11 protein-coding genes are annotated in these 12389 nt (G+C 72.8%); 10 read left to right on the forward strand and 1 reads right to left on the reverse strand.

The window, feature by feature from the left end; all coding sequences use genetic code 11:
* Positions 1-91: 91 nt before the first annotated feature.
* Complete coding sequence (locus DQ237_RS08345; RefSeq protein WP_113799071.1) at positions 92-1057, forward strand: FHA domain-containing protein; 966 nt, start codon at positions 92-94, stop codon at positions 1055-1057.
* 175 nt (positions 1058-1232) lie between these two features.
* Here the strand turns inward: DQ237_RS08345 and glgX are convergent, their stop codons facing one another.
* Entirely contained in the window at positions 1233-3362 is a 2130-nt protein-coding gene (glgX, locus tag DQ237_RS08350; protein WP_113799073.1) for a glycogen debranching protein GlgX, read from the reverse strand.
* 134 nt (positions 3363-3496) lie between these two features.
* Here glgX and DQ237_RS08355 point away from each other — a divergent pair, with 134 nt between their 5' ends.
* The 9 genes from DQ237_RS08355 to DQ237_RS08395 all read left to right on the forward strand — a co-directional run bounded on the left by DQ237_RS08355 (position 3497) and on the right by DQ237_RS08395 (position 12233).
* Positions 3497-4267, forward strand: coding sequence for an ABC transporter ATP-binding protein (locus DQ237_RS08355; protein ID WP_113799422.1), 771 nt, complete (start codon positions 3497-3499; stop codon positions 4265-4267).
* Positions 4268-4276: 9 nt separating this feature from the next.
* Complete coding sequence (locus DQ237_RS08360; protein WP_113799074.1) at positions 4277-5062, forward strand: enoyl-CoA hydratase/isomerase family protein; 786 nt, start codon at positions 4277-4279, stop codon at positions 5060-5062.
* A gap of 145 nt (positions 5063-5207) precedes the next feature.
* Entirely contained in the window at positions 5208-6347 is a 1140-nt protein-coding gene (locus tag DQ237_RS08365; protein ID WP_113799076.1) for an ABC transporter substrate-binding protein, read from the forward strand.
* 77 nt (positions 6348-6424) lie between these two features.
* Positions 6425-7249 carry an ABC transporter permease subunit gene (locus tag DQ237_RS08370; RefSeq protein WP_240619498.1) on the forward strand — a complete coding sequence of 275 codons (825 nt, stop codon included), beginning with the start codon at positions 6425-6427 and terminating at the stop codon, positions 7247-7249.
* A complete protein-coding gene (locus tag DQ237_RS08375) occupies positions 7246-8130 on the forward strand; it encodes an ABC transporter permease (protein WP_240619499.1) in 885 nt (294 codons plus the stop codon). The genes DQ237_RS08370 and DQ237_RS08375 overlap by 4 nt, the downstream gene beginning before the upstream one ends.
* Positions 8127-9221, forward strand: a complete 1095-nt coding sequence (locus DQ237_RS08380; RefSeq protein ID WP_113799080.1) for an ABC transporter ATP-binding protein — start codon at positions 8127-8129, stop codon at positions 9219-9221. Before DQ237_RS08375 ends, DQ237_RS08380 begins: the two co-directional genes overlap by 4 nt.
* The gene (locus tag DQ237_RS08385) at positions 9218-10330 is read left to right on the forward strand and encodes a PLP-dependent cysteine synthase family protein (protein ID WP_113799083.1); all 1113 of its coding nucleotides are present in this window, start codon (positions 9218-9220) and stop codon (positions 10328-10330) included. Before DQ237_RS08380 ends, DQ237_RS08385 begins: the two co-directional genes overlap by 4 nt.
* 133 nt (positions 10331-10463) lie before the next feature.
* Positions 10464-11243: an electron transfer flavoprotein subunit beta/FixA family protein gene (locus DQ237_RS08390; RefSeq protein ID WP_113799085.1), complete on the forward strand. Its 780-nt coding sequence runs from the start codon at positions 10464-10466 to the stop codon at positions 11241-11243.
* A gap of 27 nt (positions 11244-11270) precedes the next feature.
* Complete coding sequence (locus DQ237_RS08395) at positions 11271-12233, forward strand: electron transfer flavoprotein subunit alpha/FixB family protein (protein ID WP_113799087.1); 963 nt, start codon at positions 11271-11273, stop codon at positions 12231-12233.
* The last annotated feature ends 156 nt before the right edge of the window (positions 12234-12389 follow it).

Below are 12389 nucleotides of genomic sequence, written 5' to 3' on the forward strand. Positions count from 1 at the left end.
GTCCCAGTGACCGACTGTGACCTCGTGCGGCCCCGGCGTGGCGGTGCAGCCGGGGCGCCGAGACGGCCCGCGCATCACTAGGCTGGACGCCATGCCCGACCGCTGTGAAGTCCTCCCCGGAGATGCCGTCGTCGCCCGCCGTGGCGGCGGCCTGCTGTGGGTCGACGCTCCCGGCTCGCCCGCCCTCGTGTCCGCCCTGCACGCCTGCCTCGGTGTGTCCGGGCCGGGCGCCGACCGCGTGCTGGCCGCCGTGGCCGGCCAGGTGAGCTCGCTCGCCTCGGGTGGCGCGTCCTTCGCTCTCGTCCTGGGCGACGACACCGGTTCCGGTGTCGCGCTCTGGGCGGGCAAGGGCCAGCCGGCCGTCGACGGTGTCCCCGTGTCCGGCTCGTCGGTCGAGGGCGGCACGCTCGCCTCCGGCTTCTCGCTGGGCCAGTCCCTGTACGTGGGGCCCGGCCAGTCGGCGCCCCGCACCCCGCCGGGGGTGAGCTACGACCTCGTCGAGGGGACCGTCCCCGGCGGCGGCGCCACGCTGCACCTGGCCGCGGCCGCCCCGTCGTCGGCGGCTCCGGCAACCTCGGCGGCGCCGGCCTCGTCGTTCTCGGCGCCGTCGGACTCCGCCTTCGGCTCCTCGCGTGGGTCCTCCCGCGGCTCGTCGGCGGCCCGCCCCGAGTCCGGCGAGCAGACCGCCTTCTGGCGGCCCGACAGCGACAACGCCGCGCCGATCCTGCGGTTCGACGACGGCCTCGTGGTCACCGTCGACGAGGACCTCGTGCTCGGCCGCCGTCCCGACAACCACGAGATGGTCACCAGCGGCTCGGCCCGCCCGGTGCCGATCGCCGACACCCAGAACGTGCTGTCGTCGGCGCACGCCGCGCTGACCCGCAACGGCCGCGAGGTCTCGCTGGTCGACCTGGGCTCGCTCAACGGCACTCACGTCGCCGGCCCCGAGGCCACGGAGTGGACCCAGCTCGAGCCGGGTGTGGCCCACCCGCTCTCCGACGGCGACCGCCTGCTCCTGGGCTGGACGGTCATCACCTTCGAGCAGCCGCAGGACTGAGCACCACCGCCTGACAGCCCGAGAGCCCCGGTCCGCTGCGGACCGGGGCTCTCGGGTCGTCAGAGCCGGCTCCCTCGGCCGGGTGCGTGGGCTCCACGCCGCGTGTCGAGTTGTCGTCGTATCGACCGGACCCGAACCGACGGCGACCCCACACGGGTGGAACGCGGGTGGGGTGTCACGGGCGCCGTTCGATGCGCAGCAGCCAGACGCAGCGGCCGGGAACCTCTATCGGCCCGGGCGCCAGGAACGTCGGTGCCGGGGGAGCGCCTGTCGGGTACTCGGTCGAGAGCACCAGCTCGTAGCCGTCGGCCCACGGCGGGCCGGGCAGCTCCACGGTCACCGGGTCCGGCCCGGCGTGCAGCTGGACCAGGTACGAGTCGTCGACCACCGGGTGGCCGTGCTCGTCGCGGTGGCGGATGCCGCGCCCGTCGAGGTACATGCCGATCGTCTGCAGGCCGGTGTCGAACCAGTCGCTGGTGGTCAGCTGCCCCCCGCTCGGCGCGAACCAGGCCAGGTCGCGGGTGCCGTCGGTGCCGGGCACCTCCGACCCCTCGAAGAACGCCTCCTGCCGCAGCACCGGGGCGCCGCGGCGCAGTCGCACCAGGCGGGTGACGAAGGCGAGCAGGTCGGCGTCGACCTTCTCCCAGTCGATCCAGGAGATCTCGTTGTCCTGGCAGTAGGCGTTGTTGTTGCCCCTCTGGGTGCGGCCCAGTTCGTCGCCCGCGGTCAGCATCGGCACCCCGGTCGAGAGCAGCAGCGTCGTCAGCAGGTTGCGGACCTGCCGGCCGCGCAGCTCCAGCACCGCCGGGTCGTCGGTGGGGCCCTCGACGCCGCAGTTCCAGTTGCGGTTGTGGCTCTCGCCGTCGCGGTTCTCCTCGCCGTTGGCCTCGTTGAGCTTGTGCTCGTAGCTGACCAGGTCGGCCATCGGAAAGCCGTCGTGCGCCGTCACGAAGTTGATCGACGCAAAGGGACGACGGCCGTCGGAGCGGTAGAGGTCCGAGGAGCCGGTCAGCCGGTAGGCCAGGTCGCGCACCCCCACGTGCGAACCGGCCCACACGTCGCGCACGGTGTCGCGGTACTTGCCGTTCCACTCCGTCCACGGCGGCGGGAAGTTGCCCACCTGGTAGCCGCCGGGACCCACGTCCCACGGCTCGGCGATCAGCTTCACCTGGCTGACCACCGGGTCCTGGTGGACGACGTCGAAGAACGCCGACAGCCGGTCGACGTCGTGCATCGAGCGGGCCAGCGCGGAGGCGAGGTCGAACCGGAAGCCGTCGACGTGCATCTCGGTGACCCAGTACCGCAGCGAGTCCATGAGCAGGCCGAGGACGGCAGGCCGGCGGACGTCGAGGGTGTTCCCGCAGCCGGTGTAGTCGGTGTAGCGGGCACGGTTGCCGCCGTTGAGCCGGTAGTAGCCGGCGTTGTCGATGCCCCGGAAGGACAGGGTCGGCCCGGTGTGGTCGCCCTCGGCGGTGTGGTTGTAGACGACGTCGAGGATCACCTCGATGCCCGCCGCGTGCAGCTCGCGGACCATCGTCTTGAACTCCGTGACCTGGCCGCCGCCGCTGCCCACGGAGCTGTAGCCCGCGTGCGGGGCGAAGTAGCCGAGGGTGTTGTAGCCCCAGTAGTTGGTCAGCCCGCGGCGGAGCAGGTGCGGCTCGCTGACGAAGTGGTGCACCGGCAGCAGCTCGACGGCGGTGACCCCCAGGGAGAGCAGGTGCTCCACGAACGCCGGGTGCGCCAGGCCCGCGTAGGTGCCGCGCAGCTGCGGCGGGACGTCGGGGTGCCGGGCGGTCGCGCCCTTCACGTGCACCTCGTAGATGACGGTGTCGGACCACGAGCGACGCAGCGGCCGGTCGCCGTCCCACGGGAAGGGGTCGTGGACGACGACGCCGCGCGGCACGTACGGCGCGGAGTCCTGCTCGTCGGGGTGTGTGGCCTCCGGGTGGTCGTAGGGGTGGCCGAACAGCGCGGTGTCCAGCCGGAGCTCGCCGTCCACCGCCCGCGCGTAGGGGTCCAGCAGCAGCTTGGCCGGGTTGAAGCGGAGGCCGGAGAAGGGGTCGTAGCCGCCGTGCACGCGGTAGCCGTACCGCTGACCGGGTCCCACGCCCGGGAGCCGGCCGTGCCACACCTGGTGGGTGGTCTCCTCGAGGCGGTGGCGGTGCTCGGTGCCGTCGGCGTCGAACAGGCACAGGTCCACCGCGGCGGCCCCGCCGGACCACAGTGCGAAGTTGGTGCCGCGCCCGTCCCACGTCGCACCGAGCGGCGCCGGGGTGCCCGGGAGCGGGCCGGAGTGATCGGTCACTTCCCGATCGTGCCCTCTCCGGCGCCGGACGGGGCGCAACGTCGGCCGGACGGAGTTGATTGGATGGGGGTGTGTCGAGCATCGGTGGGGTGGGTGGGGGCCACACGGCCGCCTCCGCGGGGGCCGTCGTACGGATGACCGGGGTCGACGTCGTCCGGGGGCAGAACGACCTGCTCAAGGGCGTCGACTGGCGGGTGGAACCGGACCAGCGGTGGGTGGTGCTGGGTCCCAACGGAGCCGGGAAGACGACACTGATGCAGCTCGCCGCCGCGCTGATGCACCCGACGCGCGGCGAGGTGCGGCTGCTGGGGGAGACCCTGGGCGCGGTCGACGTCTTCGAGCTGCGCCCGCGCATCGGCATCACGAGCGCCTCCTTGGCCCAGCGCATCGGCCCCGAGGAGAAGACCGGCGACGTCGTCGTCTCCGCCGGGTACGCGGTGGTCGGGCGGTGGCGGGAGCGCTACGACGTGCACGACCTGACCCGGGCCGGGATCCTCATGCAGCAGTGGGGGGTCGCCCAGTACGCGCACCGCGCGTTCGGCACCCTCAGCGAGGGCGAGCGCAAGCGGGCGCAGATCGCCCGTGCGCTCATGCCCGACCCCGAGCTGCTGATCCTCGACGAGCCGGGCGCCGGGCTGGACCTCGGCGGTCGCGAGGACCTCGTCGCCCGCCTCTCGGACCTCGCTCGCTACCACTACGCGCCGGCGCAGGTCCTGGTCACCCACCACGTGGAGGAGATCCCGCCGGGCTACACCCACGCGCTGCTGCTGCGCGACGGCGAGGTCGTGGCCTCGGGCGCGGCCGACGACGTGCTCACCGCGGCGATGCTCTCGGACACCTTCGGTCTCGCTCTCTCGCTGACCCGCACGAACGGCCGCTTCACCGCCCGTCGGGCGAGTCAGTAGCGTGCGGGCATGGCTGAGCCCGAGTTCGTGACCCTGCAGGTGACCGACGGGGTGGGCACGATCCGCCTCGACCGCCCGAAGATGAACGCGATCGACGAGCAGCTGCACCTGGAGGTGCGGGCCGCGGCGCTCGAGGCGGGGAGCCGCTCCGACGTCCGCGCCGTCGTCATCTACGGGGGCGAGCGGGTGTTCGCCGCCGGCGCCGACATCAAGGCGATGTCCCAGCTCGACGGCCGGGGCATGGTCGCCTGGGGCCGGGAGCTGCAGGACTCGTTCCGCACCGTGGCCCGGCTGCCCAAGCCGGTCATCGCCGCGGTCACCGGCTACGCGCTGGGCGGCGGTTACGAGCTGGCCCTCTGCGCCGACTTCCGGGTCATGGGTGCCGGCGCGAAGATCGGCCAGCCGGAGATCCTGCTCGGCGTGATCCCCGGTGCCGGTGGCACGCAGCGGCTGGCCCGGCTGGTCGGACCCGCCAAGGCCAAGGACCTGGTCTTCACCGGTCGGCACGTCGCGGCCGAGGAGGCGCTCGAGCTCGGCCTGGCGGATGCCGTCGTCCCGGACGACGAGGTGTACACGACCGCCGTCGCCATGGCGAAGAAGTTCGCCGCCGGGCCGCCGCTGGCGCTGGCCGCCGCCAAGCAGGCCATCGACGAGGGCCTCGACGGCTCCCTGGACCACGGCCTGGACCTGGAGAGCCGGCTGTTCGCCGGCCTCTTCGACACCGAGGACCAGAAGACCGGCATGCGCTCCTTCCTGGAGAGCGGCCCGGGCAAGGCGCAGTTCTCCGGACGCTGAACGCACGAGTCCGTCGCCGGAAGATCATCGGATCGTCACGCCGCAGCAAGGGGCGCGGGGGTGTCGGGTCGGCCACAATGCGCGAGGCCGCCCGCACCGGGCCATTCGGACACCGGACGACGGCGGCACCGAACCAGGAGGACCTGTGCGACGAAGCACCCTGCTGACCGCGGTGGCGGTCGTGACGGCCGGAGTGACCCTGACCGCCTGCGGCTCCAGCGACGGCGGCTCCGGCGGGAGCGGCTCGGACTGGGCGGGCGCCACCTCGGCCGAGGACGGCGGTGGCATGGAGGAGCTCGTGAAGGCCGCCAAGGCCGAGGGCACGCTCAACGTCATCGCCCTCCCGCGGGACTGGGCGAACTACGGCGAGATGCTCGACACCTTCAGCGAGAAGTACGGCATCGAGATCAACGAGGCCACGCCGGACGCGTCCAGCCAGGACGAGGTCAACGCCGTCACCAGCCAGAAGGGTCAGGACCGGGCCCCCGACGTGCTCGACGTCGGTACCAGCTTCGCCCAGCAGGCCGCGGCCCAGGACCTGCTGGCGCCCTACCAGGTCGAGACCTGGGGCGACATCCCGGATAACCAGAAGGACCGGGAGGGCCGCTGGTTCAACGACTACGGCGGCTTCATCTCCATCGGCTGCAACGCCTCGGTCATCGCCGAGTGCCCGACGACGATGGCCGACCTGCTCGACCCGCAGTACGCGGGCAAGGTCGCGCTCAACGGCAACCCGACCCAGGCCGCCGCGGCGTTCAGCGGTGTCTGGGCCGCCTCGCTGGCCAACGGTGGGAGCCTCGACGACATCGGTCCCGGCATCGACTTCTTCAAGGGTGTCAAGGACGCCGGCAACTTCAACCCCGTCGAGGTCACCCCGGCGACGGTGCAGAGCGGTGAGACCCCCCTGGCCATCGACTGGGACTACGTCAACGCCGGTCTGACCGGGACGCTCAGCGAGGCCGGGGTCGAGTGGCAGGTCGCCGTCCCGACCGACGGTGTCTTCGGCAGCTACTACAGCCAGGCGATCAACAAGTTCGCCCCGCACCCGGCGGCGGCCCGCCTGTGGCAGGAGTTCCTCTACAGCGACGAGGGGCAGAACATCTGGCTGAAGGGCGGCTCGCGTCCGGTGCGCCTCCCTGCCATGGAGAAGGCCGGAACGGCTGACGAGGACGCGCTGGCCGGGCTCCCCGAGGTCGACGGGGACGTGGAGTTCCCGAGCCAGGAGCAGCAGACCGCGGCGCAGAAGGTGGTCGCCGACCGCTGGAACGCGGAGATCTCGGGCTGAGTACCGCCACGACGACGGCGTCCGCGCCGGCTCCTTCCCGGGGCCGGCGCGGGCGTCTGCTCGCACTGCTCGGGGCGGTGCCGTTCTTCCTCTACGTGGGCGTCGTCCTGCTGCTGCCCATCGGGGTGCTCGCCGTGGAGGCATTCCGCAGCACGGACCCCACGACCTTCGAGGAGAGCTGGTCGACCGACTCGATCGCAGCGATACCCGACGGGCCCTACGGGCGGGCGTACCTGGGGAGCCTGCAGCTGTCGGCGATCGCCGCCGTGCTGGGGGCGGCCCTCGGCCTCGCGCTCGCCGTCGCCGTGCTGGGGGCCAGGCGTGGACGGCTGCTGCGGCGCCTGGTGCTCACCGCCTCGGGCGTGCTCGCCAACTTCGGCGGCGTCCCGCTCGCGTTCACCTTCATCGCGACCATCGGCTCGAACGGGGTGGTGACCGTCCTGCTCACCGATCTCGGTCTCGGGCTCGGGGGCTTCTCGCTGTACTCGATGACGGGCCTGGCCCTGGTCTACCTCTACTTCCTGATCCCGCTGATGGTCCTGACGATCACCCCCGCGCTGGAGGCCCTCCGGCCGCAGTGGCGCGAGGCGTCGGACAACCTCGGCGCCTCCGGGTGGCAGTACTGGCGGCACGTCGGCGGGCCCATCCTGCTGCCGCCGGTGCTCGGCGCGACGATGCTGCTGTTCGCCTCGTCCTTCGCCGCCTACGCGACCGCCAAGGCGCTGGTCGGCAGCAGCCTGCCGCTGGTCACCCTGCAGATCGCCGACGCGCTCTCGAGCAACGTCGTCGTCGGCTCGGAGAGCATCGGCAAGGCGCTGGCGCTCGGCATGATCGTCGTGGTGGGACTGGTCATGGCCTTCTACGCGTGGGTGCAGCGCCGGACCCAGCGGTGGCTGGCGTGACGGCCCTGGCCGAGGGCGTGGCCGGTGCCGGCGGCGTCGCGCCGCCCACCCCGGTCCGCGCCCGCCGGCGCCGGGGCGGCGCGTGGCGGCTCGCCGTCCTCGTCGTCATCGGCCTGTACTTCCTCGTCCCGTTCGCCGCGCCCGTCTGGTTCACCGTGCGCGACCGCGGCGCCGGCACCTTCACCGGCCGCTACTACGCCGAGATCCCCGGCGCCCCCGGCTTCGCCGAGGCGTTCGGCCGCTCGCTGCTGCTGGGCGTGCTGACCGTCGTCCTGGTGCTCGCACTCATGGTCCCCACGGTCGTGCTGGTCGAGCTGCGGCTGCCACGTCTGCGGACGGCGGTCGAGCTGCTGACCCTGGCGCCGCTCGTCGTCCCACCGATCGCGCTGGTCGTGGGCGTGCGCAGCGTGCTGGCGTGGGCCCCCGACCACTTCTACGGCACCCCGGTGGGCGACGCGATGTTCGCCCTCCAGGAGCCGGCCCTGCCCTGGATCCTGGTCCTCGTCTACGTCGTCCTGGCCCTCCCGTTCGTCTACCGGGCGCTGGACGCCGGGGTGCGCAACGCGGGCCTGGCCACGCTCACCGAGGCGGCCCGCAACCTGGGCGCGTCCTGGCCCCGGGTCCTGCTCACCGTCGTGCTGCCGGTGCTGCGGACGTCGGTGCTGAACGCCTCCTTCCTGACCCTGGCCCTCGTGCTGGGGGAGTACACCGTCGCGGCGATCCTGGGCTTCCAGACGTTCCCCACCTGGATCGTGCAGGTGGGCGGCTCGAAGCCCCAGCTGTCGGTCGCGGTGTCGGTGCTCTCGCTGCTCGTGACCTGGGCGCTGCTGCTGCTGATCTCCGCGCTGGACCGCCGGCGCCGGACCGAGGAGAGCTCATGACCACCGCCTCCGCGACCGGGCGTCCGCACGTGTCGACCGCGCAACCGGGCGTCGCCGTCCGGCTGGAGAACCTGACCCGTCGGTTCGGTGACGTCGTCGCCCTCGACGGGCTGGACCTGGACATCGCGGGCGGCGAGCTGCTCGCGCTGCTGGGCCCCTCGGGCTGCGGGAAGACGACGGCGCTGCGCGCGATCGCCGGCTTCGAGCGCCCCGACGCCGGTCGCGTGCTCGTCGGCGACCGCGATGTGACCGACGTGCCGGTGAGCAAGCGCGACATGGGCATGGTCTTCCAGGCCTACAGCCTGTTCCCGAACCTCACCGTCGCCGACAACGTGGCCTACGGGCTGCGTGTCCGCGGCCGGGGCAGAGCCGAGCGGATCGCGCGCGCCGCGGAACTGCTCGAGCTGGTCGGGCTGGCCGACCGGGCGAAGCGCTACCCCCACCAGCTCTCCGGGGGTCAGCAGCAGCGGGTGGCACTGGCCCGTGCGCTGGCCGTGGCCCCGAAGGTGCTGCTGCTGGACGAGCCGCTGTCGGCGCTGGACGCGCAGGTGCGGGTGCAGCTGCGCGAGGAGATCCGCCGCCTGCAGCTGGAGCTCGGCATCACCACCGTCTTCGTCACCCACGACCAGGCCGAGGCGCTGTCGGTGGCCGACCGGGTCGGTGTCATGCGCGCCGGCCGGCTGGAGCAGGTGGCCTCGCCCGACGAGCTCTACGAGCGGCCGGCGACGGCGTTCGTCGCGGAGTTCGTCGGCACGATGAACCGCGTCCCGGCAACGCTCGACGGCGGTGCCGTGCAGCTGCTCGGAGCGCGCCGGCCGGTCGCCGGCGCGGCACCGGCCACGGGCCCGGTCGTGGCGCTCGTGCGCCCCGAGTCGCTGCTGGTGACGGCGGACCCGGCCGGACCGGGCCGGGTCGTCACGCGGACCTTCTCGGGGGCGACCACCCGGGTGCTGGTGGCCCTGCCCGACGGCGTCGAGGTACGGGTCGACGTCGCCAGCACTGGCAGCGCCGACCTCGTCCCGGGTGCGACGGTGCGCGTCACGCCGGCCGAGCGCCCGGTGCTCGTCGCGCCGGTGGAACCGCAGCCGTGAGCGGGCACGTCGTCGACAGGTCCGACGCTGCGGGCCGGGCCTGGGTGGACCGCGCGGTCGCCATCGTCGAGGCCGACGCCCGGCGCAGCGCCGACACGCACCTGCTGGTCTACCCGCTGCCGCCGGAGTGGGGGATCGACCTCTACCTCAAGGACGAGTCCACCCACCCGACCGGCAGCCTCAAGCACCGGCTGGCCCGGTCGCTGTTCCTCTACGGCCTCTGCTCCGGACAGATCACCGAGGGCAGCACGGTCGTGGAGGCATCCAGCGGGTCGACGGCGGTGAGCGAGGCCTACTTCGCCCGGATGCTCGGACTGCCGTTCGTCGCGGTGATGCCCCGCTCGACCAGCCCGGAGAAGGTGGCGCTCATCGAGTTCCACGGCGGCCGGTGCCACTTCGTCGACCGGGCTCCGGACATGTACGAGGAGGCCCGGCGCCTGGCTGCCGAGTGCGGCGGCCACTACCTGGACCAGTTCACCTACGCCGAGCGGGCCACCGACTGGCGGGGCAACAACAACATCGCCGAGTCGATCTTCGAGCAGCTCGCCGCCGAGCCGCACCCGGTGCCGGAGTGGGTCGTCGTCGGTGCCGGCACGGGGGGCACCAGCGCCACGATCGGCCGGTACCTGCGCTACCGACGCCACCCGACGCGGCTGGCCGTCGTCGACCCGGAGAACTCGGCCTTCCTGCCGGGGTACGAGGCGGGCGAGCCCGGGTGGACCACCGGGCTGCCCTCGCGCATCGAGGGCATCGGCCGCCCCCGGGTGGAGCCCTCGTTCGTGCCGACGATCGTCGACCGCATGATCGGCGTGCCCGACGCCGCGTCCATCGCCGCGATGCGGCACCTGGAGCAGGTGACCGGCCGGCGGGCCGGAGGGTCGACCGGCACCAACCTCTGGGGCTCCTTCGGGCTCGTCGCGGAGATGCTCGCGGCCGGACGACGGGGCAGCGTCGTGACCCTGCTGTGCGACGGCGGGGAGCGGTACGCCCACACCTACTACTCCGACGAGTGGGTCGCCGCGCAGGGCATGGACCTGGCGCCGGCGACGGAGACGCTGGTCAGGTTCGCGGCGACGGGGGAGTGGTCCCACCCCGCCGGGGGTGCGTGACCGGCGTCACCGGCCCCTCGGTCCGCCACCGCGTTACTGCGCAGTAACCTCCATGATCGGTGCAGATCTCGTACGAGTGCATGCGGGCGCCCGTGCCCGCACCCCCGACCCCATCGCGGAGGTAGGTCTGGCGATGAACATCGTCGTTCTGGTCAAGCAGGTCCCCGACTCCGGCAGCGAGCGCAAGCTGGACCCGGCGGACAACACCGTCGCCCGCGCGTCCGCGGACAACGTCATCAACGAGATGGACGAGTACGCCATCGAGGAGGCGCTCACCATCGCGGAGGCGCAGGGCGGTGAGGTGACCGTCCTGACCGTCGGTCCCGACGGCGCCACCGACGCCATCCGCAAGGCGCTGTCGATGGGCGCCGCCAAGGCCGTCCACGTCAGCGACGAGGCCATCCACGGCTCCGACGCCTCGCAGATCAGCGCCGTCCTGGCCGCCGCTCTGCAGCAGATGGAGTACGACCTCATCGTCTGCGGCGCCGAGGCGACCGACAGCCAGATGAGCGTCATGCCGGCCCTGCTCTCCGAGCGCCTCGGCATCCCGCAGCTCTCCGGTGCCCGCAAGGTCACCATCGAGGGCGGCACCGCCAAGGTCGAGCGGCAGACCGACGGTGGCTACTGGGCCCTCGAGGCCCCGCTGCCGGCGATCGTCTCCACCTGGGACACGATCAACGAGCCGCGCTACCCCTCGTTCAAGGGGATCATGGCCGCCAAGAAGAAGCCGGTCGAGACCAAGTCGCTGGCCGACCTGGGCGTCGACGCCTCCGCCGTCGGCCTGGCCAACGCCAGCACGCAGGTGCTCGACTTCGCCGGCCGCCCGCCCAAGGGCGAGGGCGTCAAGGTCACCGACGAGGGCGACGGCGCGCAGAAGTTCGTCGACTTCCTCGCCAGCCAGAAGATCGTCTGAGCGGGATCGAAGGAAGAGGAGAAACCCATGGCAGAGGTCCTTGTCCTGGCCGAGCTGAACCCGGCCGGCGGCGGCGTCCGCAAGACCACCCTGGAGGCCCTCACCGCGGCCCGCGCGCTCGGTGAGCCCTCCGCCGTCGTCCTCGGTGCCCCCGGCACCGCGGCCGGCGTCCGCGACCAGCTCGCGGAGTACGGCGCGGCGACGGTCTACGTGGCCGAGTCCGCCGACATCGACGACTACCTCGTGGCCCCCAAGGCCGAGGTGCTCGCCCAGCTGGTCGGCGAGAAGTCGCCGGCCGCCGTCGTCATCCCCTCCTCCCCGGAGGGCAAGGAGATCGCCGCCCGCCTGGCCGTCAAGACCGGCAGCGGCTTCTTGACCGACGTCACCGAGATCGCCGCCGACGGCACCGCGACCCAGGTCGCGTTCGCCGGGCAGACGATCGTGCACTCGAAGGTCACCTCCGGCACGCCGATCTTCACCCTGCGCGGCAACTCGGTCACCCCCGAGGCGGCCCCGGCCGCCGGCGCCGAGCAGTCGGTGTCGGTGTCGGTCAGCGACGCCGCCAAGCAGGTGCGGGTCGTCGAGCGCGTCGTCGAGCAGAAGAGCAACCGCCCCGAGCTCACCGAGGCCTCGATCGTGGTCTCCGGTGGTCGCGGTGTGGCCAGCGCCGAGAACTTCTCGATCATCGAGGGCCTGGCCGACTCGCTCGGTGCCGCCGTCGGTGCCTCGCGCGCCGCGGTCGACTCCGGCTTCTACCCCCACAGCTTCCAGGTGGGCCAGACCGGCAAGACCGTCTCGCCGCAGCTCTACGTCGCCGTCGGCATCTCCGGTGCCATCCAGCACCGCGCCGGCATGCAGACCTCGAAGACCATCGTGGCCATCAACAAGGACCCCGAGGCCCCGATCTTCGAGCTCGCCGACTTCGGTGTCATCGGCGACCTGAACACGGTCGTCCCCGCTGCCACCGAGCAGATCAACGCCCGCAAATAGCGGAAGGACCTCGCTGCCCCCCTCGCCACGCTCCGCGCGGCGCGGGTCCCTGCAGCGAGGCCGTTCCAGCAGGTAGCCGTTCTGAGCGCCGGTCCCCGGGAGGGGGCCGGCGCTCAGCGCGTTTCCGGGGCCGGGAAGCACCCGGGGATGCGAGGA

Origin of the sequence: Blastococcus sp. TF02-8 (assembly GCF_003319175.1) — a bacterium.
Lineage (GTDB): Bacteria > Actinomycetota > Actinomycetes > Mycobacteriales > Geodermatophilaceae > Blastococcus.